This is a genomic window from Microbulbifer maximicatervae (SeqCode) (assembly GCF_052467955.1).
In genome coordinates this window covers 1,522,394-1,535,570 of sequence record NZ_CP174329.1, presented here as the reverse complement: position 1 = coordinate 1,535,570, position 13,177 = coordinate 1,522,394, and the positions used below count along the sequence as shown (strand labels likewise).

Below are 13,177 nucleotides of genomic sequence, written 5' to 3'. Positions count from 1 at the left end.
GTACCGCCCTGCCTTCCCCCGGCAGACTGAAAGCCTCTACGAATTTTGGCCCACCGCCCGTTTTCAGCTGTATTTGCGAAGGCCAGGGCCTGTTAACAATCCCCCGCAGGATTAATTTTTTGTCAAAATTAGCCCAGACCCCAGAACCCTCTATCGAGACCAGTAACAAGAGCTCAGGTTTTTCTTTGTTCAAGCTTTACCGAAATGCCACTAAAACCGAACTGTCGCACCTAACCACCTTGGGAGGCCCCCTGGTAGTCAGTAACCTGGCTGTGGTGAGCATGGGAGTTGTCGATACTCTGGTAGCAGGACGCGCTGGAGAAGTAAGTCTCGCCGGGCTCGCCTTGGGAGCCAGTATTTGGGCTGTTTGCGCAGTGACACTAATCGGCCTGCTCGCTGCTATCTCCCCGGTTGTTGCACACTTGCGCGGTGGCCGCGATGAAGCTGGCTGCGCCAGGCAACTGCACCAGGCGCTGTGGATCGCACTGATCGGTGGCATTCTGGTGTTTTCCGCCCTGCTAGCGGTTCCTATCTGGAGTCACTGGATAGACACGGAAGAGCCTGTTCGCAAAGTGATGGAGGGCTATGTACTGGCCCTGACTGTCGGCACCCTGCCTTTTGCACTCGGCACGGCGTTGCGCGGCTACTGTGAGGGCATGGGACAAGTGCGCCCGGTAATGCGCATCTATATCACCGCCGCAATTTTAAATATTCCCCTGGATATTCTTTTGGTGTTTGGTGCCGGCCCCATACCGGCAATGGGGGGAGCGGGATGCGGATGGGCTACCGCAGCGGTCAGCTGCCTGATCGCACTGGCACTCTTCTGGCACGCGAACACCGATCCGGTCTACCACAAGCTTAAACTTAGGCTGTTGCCGCCTCGCCCTCACTGGCCAACCCTGCGCCACTTGCTCGCAGTTGGCCTGCCAATTTGTGTGGGGGCAGCCAGTGAAGTTACTTTTTTTGCCAGTCTTACCATTTTGCTTGCCCCTTATGGCGCAGCCATTGTCGCCGCCCATCAGATCAGCATGAATGTGGGCTCGATTTTTTACTTGGTCGCACTGGCACTGGCCCAGGCCCTGAGTATCCGCACCGCCCAACTACTCGGTCAGGGACGGCCAAAGCGCGCGCGCTTCTGTGGCAAAGTGGGCATCAGTAGCGGCCTTATCTACGCACTGGGCACCGGTGTACTTTTGATTACCCTGCGTACCCTGTTTGTTCAGGCCTATACCAGCAATGAAGAAATTATTGCGGTGGCCGCCAACCTGCTATTGCTGTGTGCCGCATTCCAGCTGGTGGATGTCACCCAGGCAATGACCTGGGGCGCATTGCGCGGATATAAGGACACCAGTGCTCCCATGTTTATACAGCTATTTTCCTACTGGCTGGTGGGGCTTTCTACCGCCTACTGGCTGGGAGAGAGCTTCTGGGGGGTATACGGTTATTGGACCGGTGTCTGTATCGGCTTGGGAACGGCTTCAATCCTGCTGGGAATTCGCTTTTGGCGAACCAGCCGCAAAGCCATCGAGCGAACCTACGGATACGCGTAATTCGGCGCGTATCACATTCCTCGGGAACGTATTGACTATACTGGCGCTCCAAAGTCCCAATCTGTGCCGGACACAAGGCTCTCCGGCACACCCAGATATACGAAGTTGACCGGAGTGCCGAATGATCCCGCGCCAATCCTCCCGAAGGACCCGACACCTGCTAAGCCTGGCTTTACTGCTTTCATCCACCCAGGCCCTGAGCGCCGATGACAGCACTGGAGAAGAGACAGAAGCGGTCCCCCAGGCTGCCAATATGCAGCTGGACCAACCGGTGATCACAGAGCTGGGGCCACCCACCAACGTTGCCCCTACTGAGGAGCAATCCCAGTCGACAGATGCTGGTTCTGAAGAAATCTCCCTGCCCCAAGCGGAAAATCTGGAGCTGGACCAACCTATTCAGGAACTGGATAAACCGGCAGCTCCCACCGAGACTGCTCCCACTGCCGATAAAGAAACCGAAACAGTTAAACCTCAACCCGAATTACCGGAGCCCGGCACCATCTCCCTGGTTCCGGGAGAGACTGCCAAGCCTCTGCGATTATTAGGCTCAGAGGTTCCCCCTGCGACTTCTACGCGCCTGGCCTGGTCTCCCAGCCAACACTTCGAAGGGGTCTATAGCCCCACCGCTGTATTGGTGGTTAACGGCGCCAAGCCAGGGCCGGTTCTCTGCCTTACTGCGGCGGTGCACGGTGATGAGTTGAACGGTGTGGAAACTGTGCGGCGGGTTATGTACGACCTGGACGCAGACCATTTAAGCGGTGCGGTAATTGGCGTACCCATCGTCAATCTGCAAGGCTTCCATCGAGGCTCCCGCTACCTGACTGATCGACGCGACCTGAACCGGCACTTCCCCGGCGATCCCAATGGCTCTTCGGCTTCGCGAATTGCCAATTCATTTTTCCACGAAGTGATCAGCCACTGTAACGCCGTGGTGGACTTGCATACGGGTTCTTTTTATCGCACCAACTTGCCACAGTTGCGCGGCGACTTAACCAATCCCAAGGTAGTGAAAATGACCCAGGGTTTTGGCTCCACTGTGGTACTGCACAGCGCCGGAGCCAAGGGTACCCTGCGCCGCGCCGCTGTGGAGGCTGGTATCCCCACCGTCACTCTGGAAGCCGGAGCACCCATGGTGCTGGATGAGCTATCGGTAAGTCACAGTGTGAAAGGTATACGCACTCTGCTGAACCAACTGGGTATGGTGAGTAAATTCCGCCTCTGGGGCGATCCCGAACCGGTTTACTACACCTCCACCTGGCAGCGGACATCGACCGGCGGGGTTATCTTTAGTGAGGTACAGCTCGGTGAGTTTGTGCGTAAAGGCGATTTACTGGGAACGGTAACCAATCCTATTACCAATGTGCGCACAGAAATTCGCTCTGAGCACAACGGCCGTATTCTCGGCATGGCATTAAACCAGGTCGTGCAACCGGGATTTGCCGCCTACCATATCGGTATCCAGGCTCCCCAGGAACAAATCAGCCAGCCCCAGGAAGTAGTAGCGGAAGAATCGGTCGCTGACAAATCAGAGAGCAAAGTACCAGCCACCCCAGAAAACCGCCAGCCGCCGACAGAAGGTGAGGAATAAATCCTCACCTATTAATCACTGACTTTATCGATCACCGTCACTTCGGGCATTGCCAAAGGTTCCGGTTGAAGGGTGATATGGTCGATATCGAAGCGCTTGACCAGGGTTTCCCGCAGGCGCTCCAGTACGCTGGGCCAAGCCTGCAAGTCATCCACCACAATATGGGCCGACAGGGAAATAGTGCTGGAATCCAAGCGCCAAATATGGAGATCGTGCACTGAGCGTACCCCGGTTACCGCCGCCAGTGTCTCACCCACAACCGGAAGGCTCAATTCCCTGGGTACCCGCTCCATCAATACATCGATCGCATCCCTGAGCAGTCGCACGCAGGAAACCAGGATTAACAGGCAAATAAGCAGTGACAGCAGGGGGTCGATGGGTACCCAACCGGTAAAATAAATCACAGCTCCGGAAGCCAGTGCCGCGACAGAGCCCAGCATATCGCCCATCACATGCAAAAGCGCACCGCGAATATTGAGCGTGCGCTCGCCTTTTAATAAAACCCAGGCCGCCAGAATATTAATCAGCAACCCCATGGCCGCAATCAACATCACCGTACTGCCGTGCACCGGCTGGGGATTACGCAACCTATCAATGGCCATAAAAGAAATACCGACCACGATCAGTAGCATAATCAGGCCGTTGGTTACCGCAGCTAAGACCTCCGCTCGCCCCCAGCCAAACGACAATTCCCGATCAGCGGGTTTTTTCGCCAGTACTGCGGCAATAGCCCCCAGTGCCAGGGCAAAAGTATCGGTCAGCATATGGGCGGCATCGCCGAGCAATGCCAGGGAGCCAGATAGCCAACCACCTATGGCTTCAACTATGGAAAAACTGAGAGTGAGAACCAGTGCAATAATTAATGGGCGCAAAGCCCCATTGCCAGTTCGGTGGTGGACATGATCATGCATAGGCTCCCTCCTCAAATCCCTGTGGCAGCTCCGCAGGTATCACTATTTTTGCCCTAAGGTAATTCGCTCCCAACCGGAATAATCCCTGCGACTTGAAACTTTATTCAATCCCGCCACAGAAAAAATATCCCGCACACTCTCGGCTTGCTGCCAACCGTGCTCCACCATTAGCCAGCCACCGTTTTCCAGATAATCACCAGCGGTTGTAGCGATATGTTCAATATCTGCCAAACCCTGTCGCTCTGCCACCAACGCAGTGCGGGGCTCAAAGCGCACATCGCCCTGCACCAAGTGCGGGTCAGATGCATCGATATAGGGAGGGTTGCTGACGATCAGGGAAAACAGCTGTGGCTCCAAACTGGAAAACCAATCGCTCTGGATAACTTGCACATTTTGCAGCTTGAGGGAGCGCCGGTTTTCCTCTGCCAGTGCTACCGCAGCGGGTGATTTCTCCGCTGCAATAATTTCCCATCCCGGTCGCTCCGATGCCAGAGCCAGTGCGATAGCACCAGTGCCAGTGCCCAGGTCCAGTGCTCGCAACCTACCCTGGGGAAAAAACTCCAGCGCGGTCTCCACCAACAATTCAGTGTCCGGGCGGGGGATCAGGGTGGAGGAATCCACCTTTAGCGACAGGGACCAAAATTCGCGCTCACCGATAAGGTGTGCCACCGGCTCTCCCGCTTGCCGGCGCTCGAGCAACTGCTCATAGCGCACTTGCTCAGCTTCATTCAATTCGTATTCCGGCCAGGTATAGAGCCAGGTGCGCTCGCGCCCCAACACACTGCCGAGCAGAAGCTCTGCATCCAGGCGCGCGCTGTCGCTATCGGTTAATTGGGCGCAGCGTGCGATATTTTCCTTGACGCTGGTCATGGAGAAAAACCTATAAAAACGCCGCTCGAGGCGGCGTAAAAAATCTGGATTTATTGGGCCAGGGCCGCCAGCTGGTCGGCCTGGTATTCCGTGCGCAATGGCCCGATCACCTCCCCCAGAGCCCCCTGCATAATCTCATCGAGTTTGTAGAGGGTGAGGCCGATACGGTGATCGGTAACCCGACCCTGGGGATAGTTGTAGGTACGGATTCGCTCAGAGCGATCACCGCTGCCCACCAGGCTGCGGCGGGCATCGGAAATTTCCTGGGCCGCCGCCGTTTCCTGCGCAGTATTGAGCTTCGCTTGCAACAGTGCCATCGCCTTGGCTTTGTTCTTGTGCTGGGAGCGCTCATCCTGACACTCCACCACAATCCCCGTGGGAATATGGGTTAAGCGCACAGCGGAATCGGTTTTGTTAACGTGCTGACCACCGGCACCGGATGCACGGTAAGTATCCACACGCAAATCCGCTTTATTAATTTCAATCGCATCGCGCTCATCCGGCTCCGGCATCACCGCGACCGTACAAGCCGAAGTGTGAATACGACCCTGGGATTCTGTTTCAGGAACCCTTTGTACCCGGTGCGCACCGGACTCAAATTTTAATTTTGCGTAGACATCTTCACCGGCGACGCGAGTGATAATCTCCTTGTAGCCGCCGTGCTCACCGAAATTTTCGCTGACAATTTCTATTCGCCATCCCTGCTTCTCCGCATAGCGAGAGTACATGCGAAACAGATCGCCGGAGAAAATAGCCGCTTCATCACCACCGGTTCCTGCGCGAATTTCCAGGAAAACATTTTTTCTGTCATTGGGGTCGCGCGGCAACAGCAAAGTCTGTAGCTCTCGCTCTAGCGGCTCCACTTGACCTTCAGCCTCGCGCAGCTCTTCCTGAGCCATTTCGCGCATTTCCGGGTCATCTTCCCCCAGCATCTCCCGAGCCGCGACCATATCTTCCTGCAACTGTTTGTAAGCGCCGTAGCATTTCACCACTTCTTCCAGCTCAGAATACTCGCGGGAAAGATCGCGGAATTGATCCTGATCAGCAATTACGTCGGCATCGCCCAACAGCGCAGATACTTCCTCGTGGCGCTCAAGCAAGGTTTCCAGTTTATTCAGTAACGATTCTTTCATTGATGCTTTTTCTCTAAATCGATATCGGTGAGATCATCCAACCCAACGACCTCGCGAGCGATACGCAAACGCTCAACATCACCCTCCGCCGTGGCTTTTTTCAGACTGACGGTGGGTGCATGAATTAATTTATTAGTGAGAGAGCGAGCGAGCTGCTCCATCAGTCGACGAGGGTCCTCGCCTTTTTCCAGCTGCAAAAGTACCCGTTCAAGTTCGGAAGTGCTCACTTCCTGGGCTCGCTGCCGGTAGCTGCGAATACTATCCACAGCCTCCAAAGAGCGGCTCTCTTTGGTAAATTCAGCCGCGGCAGCATTTACTATTTCCTGAGCGGCCTCCGCCGCTTTCTCTCGGGAGCGCTTGCCCTCATCAATAACCCCGCGCAAATCGTCCACTGTATACAGATAAACATCATCCAGCTCGCCAACTTCCGATTCGATATCACGGGGTACCGCAATATCCACCATAAACATGGGGCTGTGCCGACGCTTGCGCAGCGCCGATTCGACCGCTCCCTTACCCAGGATCGGCAGCTGGCTCGCGGTGGAACTGATAACGATATCCGCGCGCGCCAGATGCTCGGGGATATCCGCAAGCAGGATTGCCTCGGCACCAAAGCTCTCTGCGAGCAACTGGGCCCGGCTCAATGTGCGGTTGGCAACAATGACCTGCTTGATTCCCTGATCGAGCAAATGTCGGGCAACCAGCTCCACGGTCTCTCCCGCACCGATCAACAGGGCAGTCTGCTTTTTCAGGTCGGTGAAGATACGCGAAGCCAGAGAAACAGCGGCGTAGGCAACAGAAACCGGGTTTTCACCGATTGCAGTTTCGGTGCGAACCTTCTTGGCGACGGTAAACACCCGCTGGAAAACCCGGTGCAGTTCACTGCCCACACTGCCGGATTCCCGCGCCACCGCATAGGCGGACTTAATCTGGCCGAGGATCTGCGGCTCACCCAACACCAGGGAATCGAGACCACAGGCAACGCGCATCATATGGCGTACCGCTTCTTCATCGCTGTACACATAGGCACAGCCCTTGAGCTGCTCCAGGGGCACTTGGTGGTATTCAGATAGCCATTGCAACAGGGCTTCTGACTCCACATTTCCGTATATTTCGGTGCGATTGCAGGTAGACAGGATGGCCAGCTCGCGGCACCCCAGTGCTTTTCGCGCATCTCCCAGTGCGCCGGGCATCACCTCGGGGGCAAAGGCCACCCGCTCGCGCACTTCGACCGACGCGCTATCGTGGTTGATACCCAGGGTAAGAATTGGCATAGACTTCCGTTAGCATTAAATCTTAAAAGGCGGAAACCGCACTGGGAGCGCATTTTCATAGGCAGCCGTCTCCCTTGCAAGCGTAAGAGGCAGTAAAATTGCCCGCCGATTTGGCAAGAGCCCCTGCCCACTACCGCTCCAAACCCGATTCACGACTAGAATTATATGGCGATAATCGTTTAAAACACGCCAGTAATACCCAGCTTTCAGCGACAACGTAACGTATGGACACGATCTATGCTCCCACCTCGCGCACATCAGCTTCCAGCCCGAATTTCCAGCCACTTGCTCAAGCTTGCCGCTTTCCTTGTAGCATCCGTAATGCTTGTTTCTTGCACCCAGCACCAGACGCCGGCGGCTCCCTCTGCAGAGATCGCGAGCACAGCACTGGAGCCGAGCAACCTTAAGGGTAAGGAAACCACTGAGTCAGGTGGGCCGGAAGCTAAAACTTTCCCTATTGATACCTTTTACACCCTTCTGGTGGCCGAAGTCGCCGGTATCCGCGAACAGTACGATGTCGCACTGGCCAATTACTACCACCAGGCGGAGGTCACCAAAGATCCCGGGGTTGCCGCCCGCGCTACACGCATTGCCCGCTTTTTAAATGCCCGCCAGGCCGCCTTGGATTCAGCCCGGCTATGGGTAGAGCTTGAGCCACAAAATGCCGATGCGCAGTTGGCCCTCACAGCCGAGCTGACTCTTTCCGGCGACTTACACACAGCTCTGATTCACGCCAGTAAAACCCTGGAACTCGGCGGCAACCCGCCCATGCAATCTCTCGCAGCAACCGCTATTGGGCACGAGCAACTCACAGATCAAGCCAAGCGGGAGTTTGCCCGGCTGGCAAAAGTCTACCCCCTCGATGACGAGGTCGTGCTCGCCTATGCCATGGTACTGCGCACCGAAAGGGAATTCGCCCGCGCTTTATCCCTGGTGCGCCGCGTTCAGGAGCACCATCCCGACCAACTGGATGCACCACTGCTAGAAAGTCACCTGTTGGTTGATCAGGGCAAGCGCAAAGAAGCCATATCCCTACTCGAACGGCTCGTCGGTATCCATCCCTCCGAGAGCCGCCTGCGCCTTCAATACGCCCGCCTGCTGATTCGAGAGGACCTGGCCCTGGCTCGCAAGCAGTTTGCCGAACTGGTTAAGCAGCGCCCGGAAGATGGCAACCTGATTTTGTCGCTGGCCCTAATTCAGTACGAGACCGAACAAACTGAAGAGGCCAAAGTCCTCTTCACCCAACTACTTGAATTACAGCAACACGAATCCGCTGCCTATTTTTACCTGGGCAACATTGCAGAAAAATCTGGAGATTTTTCCCATGCAATTAAATATTTCCGCGAAGTGGGGCCCGGCAGTGATTACGTAGAAGCCATTACTCGCGGTACGGAATTGCTGGCGAGCCTCGGACAGTACAGCACTAACCGGCAGTGGTTTGCTGAACTGAGAAAAAAACACCCCACCCAGGAAGAACATTTTTACCTGATGGAGGTCGAATTACTTCGCAAAAGTGGTGAAGCCGGAATGGCTTTGCAGCGAGTAGACGAGGCATTACAAACCAACAGCACCAGCGGTCGCTTGATGTACACCCGCGCGCTGTTGCATGACCAACTCGGCAACGCACAACAATTCGAAAAGGACTTGAGAAACCTGCTGGAAAGAAATCCCGATAACGCCACAGTTCTCAACGCACTCGGCTATAAACTGATTGAAGATAAATCCCGGCACGCAGAAGCCTACCAGTTGATCAGCCGCGCTTTGGAACTCGAGCCTGAGGATCCGGCAATAATCGACAGCATGGGGTGGATAGAGTACCGTCTCGGCAATCACGAAGCTGCGGAAAAGTATCTGCGGCAGGCGATGGAAAAGTTGCCCGACCACGAAATTGCCGCACACCTCGGTGAAGTACTCTGGGTTCAGGGAAACAGAGAAGCCGCCATGAAAATGTGGAGAAAAGGTCTTCTGCTGAATCCCCACAGCAAAATTATTCCGGCTGCCATGAAGCGCCTACAAATCGAAGAGTCACTGGAACAACATGCATCAGATAGCTGACAAGACAACCGCGCGAAGATTCTATCTATTATGGCTGGCATGTCTGGCAATAATGATTTCCGCCTGTGCCGGACAAAAAACCAAACAAGAACCGGAGCCAGGTTCCCCCACTGAAAATCAAAATTCGGCACCGCAAACAGTCGCTGAATTTACCCAGTGGAATCTCAAGGGCAAGCTGGGTGTTCGCTCCCCCAAAGAAAACGGCAGCGCTAACCTGGCTTGGCTTCAGGGCGGCGCGGAGAATTTTCGCCTGCATCTCAGCGGTCCGCTCGGAGCGGGCACTACCGTCATCACCGGCTCAGCCGGTGGAGTCAGTTTGGTGCGCGGTAGCGAGCCGCCAATTTATGCGCGCAACCCGGCACAGCTAACCCAGGAAGCACTGGGCTGGCCTCTGCCCGCCCGCGAGATGTTCTACTGGGTGCGCGGTCTTCCTGCGCCCGGCGCCAAGAGTGGTGAGCAGCGCAACGCCCAGGGCCAGCTGCAAAGCTTGCGACAATCCGGCTGGGCCTTGGGTTTTAGTGAATATCGCAGCGAAGGCCCCTTTATGCTGCCAACACGGATCAAAGCACAAACCAACAGTCCCACTGGCCCGGTATCCGTCACCCTGGTGATTAAAGACTGGGGTTTGTAGGGGGTTTTGCATAACTCTATCAATGCCCAAAGCGCAGCATGCAGGTATTATGGCGATCTTGTAATTGATTGACCCCTTTTTGCCTCATGCTGCTAACCCTGCCCGCCCCAGCAAAACTCAACCTGATTCTGCGCATTCTCGGCCGTCGCCCGGATGGCTATCACGAGTTACAAACCCTGTTCCAACTGCTCGATTTCGGCGACTTATTGGAATTCAGTGAGCGCAGCGATGGCATTATCAGTGTCGATGCCGGCCAGCTGGATGTAGCTGAAGAAGACAACCTGGTTTATCGCGCAGCCCAATTACTGCGCAAACAAACTGAGCCGGACCGACAAAATTCTCTCGGCGCCTCTATCCGGTTGATAAAAAAGTTGCCTCACGGCGGCGGCATCGGTGGAGGCAGTAGCGATGCCGCCACCACTTTGCTCGGGCTCAACCACTTATGGCAGTGCAATTTATCGATCGATAAACTGGCAGAGCTGGGACGACAATTAGGCGCCGATGTTCCAGTTTTTGTGCGCGGACGCACCGCTTGGGCGGAAGGGGTTGGTGAAAAATTAACCCCAATAACCACCGAGCAACACCACTATCTGGTTGTCTCAACCGGTTGCGAAGTGAGCACTGCAAAAATTTTTCGCGATTCACGTTTGACAAGAGATTCAGTCGCAATTACATTAGCGGCCCTTCGCGAGGAGCGGGCCAACGAGATGCGACTCGGCAGCGAAAAACTGGAAACATTTTCCGGCAATGACTGCCAGCCATTAGTTGAAAAGCTCTACCCTGAAATACGCGATGCCAGAGAATGGCTCGAGCAATTTGCTCCAGCACAACTCACCGGCACCGGGGGCTGCATTTTTGCGGCATTCCCTACGGCAGAGGCAGCCATTGAGGCACACGCCAAACTGCCTGAAGCGTGGCAGGGTTTTACAGCAGCGGGTGTATTGGTTTCACCGACACATCAAGCGCTAGCGAAAATCTCCTCAGATTTTTGAGGAAACATTACTGGGGCGTAGCCAAGCGGTAAGGCAGCGGGTTTTGATCCCGTCATGCGAAGGTTCGAATCCTTCCGCCCCAGCCACTTTCTTTATATGCAATGGCACAGTCAAAAACCGGTTCCGACATGATTCAGTCTACGCTGATCCAGCCGGCCCAGGCCATTCGCACAGGGCTTTACAGAGCCACTCCCCAATTTTTAAAGAATCCTGAAGGCAGACTTGAATGCAAGTGCCCGATGGTTGTGCGAGCACGCACCCAGAGCAACCCGTTGAGCAAGGAAAAAAACTGTGGCCAAAACCCTGTTTTTATCCGCTCAACGCAAAAGTGTTGCAGCAAAAACCCTGACTGCTAGCAAATATGCAGGCATCTACACTTCAATTCACTTCAAGACAGAATTAAAGGAACTCGCAGTGGCTGACTTAATGGTCTTTACCGGCAACGCAAACCCGGAACTGGCACAGAAGGTTGTCGACCATATGGCGATCCCCCTGGGTGAAGCCACGGTCAAGCGCTTCTCCGACGGCGAGATTGCAGTAGAAATTACCGATAACGTGCGCGGCCGCGACGTTTTCGTGGTGCAATCCACCTGCCAACCCACCAACCGCAACCTGATGGAACTGATCCTGCTGGTAGACGCCCTGCGCCGTGCCTCCGCCGGCCGCGTTACCGCTGTAGTCCCCTACTTTGGCTACGCCCGCCAGGATCGCCGCGTAAGATCCCAGCGCGTGCCGATTTCCGCAAAAGTGGTTGCCGATATGATGGTGAGCGTAGGTATCGACCGCGTATTAACCGTCGACCTGCACGCGGAACAGATCCAGGGCTTCTTCGACGTTCCTGTGGATAACGTTTACGGCTCCTCTGTCCTGCTCGACGATATCGAGCGCCAGAAGTACCAGAACCTGGTGGTAGTATCCCCGGACATCGGCGGCGTTGTGCGCGCCCGCGCCGTGGCCAAGAGCCTCGACTGCGACCTGGCCATTATCGACAAGCGCCGTCCGGCCGCCAATGTTGCCGAAGTCATGAATATTATCGGTGAAGTCAGCGGCCGCACCTGCCTACTGGTAGACGACATGGTCGACACCGCCGGCACCCTGTGTAACGCCGCCAACGCCCTGAAAGAGCACGGCGCCGAGAAAGTTGTGGCCTACTGTACCCACCCGGTACTGTCCGGCAACGCCATCACCAACCTGAACAACTCCGTTCTGGATGAGCTGGTGGTTACCGACTCCATCCCCCTGGGTGACAAAATGGAGAAGGCACCAAAAATTCGCCAGCTGACCCTGTCTGCCATGCTGGCCGAGTCCATGCGCCGTATCAGCAATGAGGAATCCCTGTCCGCAATGTTCCGCTAGGAGCTTGCCGGTCAAGGTATCTCTGCGCCCCGCATGCCGGGGCACTTTGCCTTTAGCGCTGATTCCCGTAGAATACGCGCCCGCCCGGCACTGCCGGGCAATTACTTTTGGGCCCAGTGCCCAATTTTAACATCCATGCCAGAGCGGTCCGGTCGCAGGTCACTCTGGACAGACAACCCGAGGTTTATCCCATGTCTGATATTAAATTGAACGCCATTGCCCGCAGCGATGAAGGGAAAGGTGCGAGCCGCCGCCTGCGTCGCCTGGAAGGCCGTGTACCCGGTATCATCTACGGCGGTGAAGCAGAGCCTGCTTCTATCTCCCTGCTGCACAAAGACCTGACCAAAGCTCTGGAAAACGAAGCTTTCTTCTCCTCCATGCTGACTGTGGACGTAGACGGCAAAGAAGAGAAAGTTATTCTGCGCGACCTGCAGCGTCATCCGGCTAAAGCCCTGCTGCTGCACATCGACTTCCAACGCGTATCTGCCAACACCAAAGTACACGTTAAAGTACCTCTGCACTTCCTGAACGAAGAGAGCAGCAAAGGTGTTAAGGCTGGCGGTATCGTTTCCCACACCCTGACCGAGCTGGAAGTTAACGCTCCTGCCGGCAAGCTGCCTGAGTTCATCGAAGTGGACCTGGCCGACCTGGATATGGACGGCGTACTGCACATCTCCGACCTGAAACTGCCGGAAGGTGTTGAGTCTGTGGCACTGAGCCACGGTGCAGACCACGACCTGGTTGTAGCTTCTATCCACAAGCCTCGCGGCGCTGTGGAAGCTGAAGCCGAAGCTGGCGAAGGCGAAGAGTAATCGCC

Annotated in this window: 11 protein-coding genes and 1 tRNA gene; 8 read left to right on the top strand and 4 right to left on the bottom strand. The window is 55.6% G+C overall.

Annotated elements, in window-relative coordinates; all coding sequences use genetic code 11:
* Positions 1-119 precede the first annotated feature (119 nt).
* A complete protein-coding gene (locus ACJJI5_RS06470) occupies positions 120-1,550 on the top strand; it encodes an MATE family efflux transporter (RefSeq protein ID WP_444933986.1) in 1,431 nt (476 codons plus the stop codon).
* A 121-nt stretch (positions 1,551-1,671) separates the two neighbouring features.
* On the top strand, positions 1,672-3,138 hold the full coding sequence (locus ACJJI5_RS06465) for a succinylglutamate desuccinylase/aspartoacylase family protein (protein WP_444933987.1): 1,467 nt from the start codon (positions 1,672-1,674) through the stop codon (positions 3,136-3,138).
* 11 nt (positions 3,139-3,149) lie between these two features.
* Here ACJJI5_RS06465 and ACJJI5_RS06460 read toward each other — a convergent pair whose 3' ends face one another.
* Genes ACJJI5_RS06460 through hemA form a run of 4 tightly spaced genes read right to left on the bottom strand, consistent with a single transcriptional unit; the run spans position 3,150 to position 7,326 of the window.
* A complete protein-coding gene (locus tag ACJJI5_RS06460) occupies positions 3,150-4,049 on the bottom strand; it encodes a cation diffusion facilitator family transporter (RefSeq protein WP_444892994.1) in 900 nt (299 codons plus the stop codon).
* 42 nt (positions 4,050-4,091) lie between these two features.
* Positions 4,092-4,919, bottom strand: a complete 828-nt coding sequence (prmC, locus tag ACJJI5_RS06455; protein ID WP_445355839.1) for a peptide chain release factor N(5)-glutamine methyltransferase — start codon at positions 4,917-4,919, stop codon at positions 4,092-4,094.
* Positions 4,920-4,969: 50 nt separating this feature from the next.
* Positions 4,970-6,052, bottom strand: coding sequence for a peptide chain release factor 1 (gene prfA, locus ACJJI5_RS06450; RefSeq protein WP_444918029.1), 1,083 nt, complete (start codon positions 6,050-6,052; stop codon positions 4,970-4,972).
* Entirely contained in the window at positions 6,049-7,326 is a 1,278-nt protein-coding gene (hemA, locus tag ACJJI5_RS06445; RefSeq protein ID WP_444896326.1) for a glutamyl-tRNA reductase, read from the bottom strand. The genes prfA and hemA overlap by 4 nt, the downstream gene beginning before the upstream one ends.
* Positions 7,327-7,563: 237 nt before the next feature.
* On the opposite strand from hemA, the gene ACJJI5_RS06440 reads away from it, so the two are divergent.
* From ACJJI5_RS06440 to ACJJI5_RS06415, 6 genes are all read left to right on the top strand, one after another.
* Positions 7,564-9,381 (top strand): tetratricopeptide repeat protein, encoded by a 1,818-nt coding sequence (locus tag ACJJI5_RS06440; RefSeq protein ID WP_445355838.1) that lies wholly within the window; start codon positions 7,564-7,566, stop codon positions 9,379-9,381.
* Positions 9,365-10,012 (top strand): lipoprotein insertase outer membrane protein LolB, encoded by a 648-nt coding sequence (gene lolB / locus ACJJI5_RS06435; protein ID WP_445355837.1) that lies wholly within the window; start codon positions 9,365-9,367, stop codon positions 10,010-10,012. Before ACJJI5_RS06440 ends, lolB begins: the two co-directional genes overlap by 17 nt.
* A 68-nt stretch (positions 10,013-10,080) precedes the next feature.
* Complete coding sequence (gene ispE, locus ACJJI5_RS06430) at positions 10,081-11,004, top strand: 4-(cytidine 5'-diphospho)-2-C-methyl-D-erythritol kinase (protein ID WP_445355836.1); 924 nt, start codon at positions 10,081-10,083, stop codon at positions 11,002-11,004.
* Positions 11,005-11,015: 11 nt separating this feature from the next.
* Positions 11,016-11,090, top strand: a tRNA-Gln gene (locus ACJJI5_RS06425).
* Positions 11,091-11,430: 340 nt separating this feature from the next.
* The gene (locus ACJJI5_RS06420) at positions 11,431-12,360 is read left to right on the top strand and encodes a ribose-phosphate pyrophosphokinase (protein ID WP_108735320.1); all 930 of its coding nucleotides are present in this window, start codon (positions 11,431-11,433) and stop codon (positions 12,358-12,360) included.
* Between the two features lie 191 nt (positions 12,361-12,551).
* Complete coding sequence (locus tag ACJJI5_RS06415) at positions 12,552-13,172, top strand: 50S ribosomal protein L25/general stress protein Ctc (RefSeq protein ID WP_445355835.1); 621 nt, start codon at positions 12,552-12,554, stop codon at positions 13,170-13,172.
* Positions 13,173-13,177: the final 5 nt, after the last annotated feature.